Raw genomic sequence first — 464 nt, forward strand, 5'->3', positions numbered from 1 at the left:
TCCGTACCCGGTCCACTGTCGTCGAACGTCGTCGCCGGTCCCGTCCTGCGTTGCGGGGCTCCATCGCGACGCGCGGCGCAAACACGACTCCGTGCCTGCCGGTTCTGGAGCCGACCTGGACCGATGTCACCGACCGCGAGGCTGCCGATCGCGAATTCGACGAGACCTCGGCGCACTTCGCCGGTCAGCCGGTCCGGCTGCGATCGCTCGTGCTGTGGATGCTCGCCGTCGCCGTCGTCGCCGGCGGTCTGATCGGCATCGCGAATTTACGGGCCGCGTCACCCGACGCAGGAGTGCAGCCGGCCGGTGTGGTCGAGGTTCACGACGGAGCCGTCGTCGAGTACGCGCCCGGCAGATGACCACCGGCCCCATCGCACGCGCCGATGACTGAGTATCCTCGACTGACTGCCCCGACACGCATGTTCGATGTCGGCGCATCGGCTACGACGGAGGCTCCTTCATGC

General features: G+C 68.5%; 1 protein-coding gene. It reads left to right on the top strand.

The genetic code is table 11. The features are described from left to right. A partial coding sequence (locus J5M58_RS26760; protein WP_207880388.1) for a hypothetical protein occupies nt 1-359 on the top strand: 359 nt, incomplete at its 5' end. Nucleotides 360-464 lie beyond the last annotated feature (105 nt).

This window comes from Pseudomonas sp. 32_A (assembly GCF_017490905.1).
GTDB lineage: Bacteria > Pseudomonadota > Gammaproteobacteria > Pseudomonadales > Pseudomonadaceae > Aquipseudomonas > Aquipseudomonas inefficax.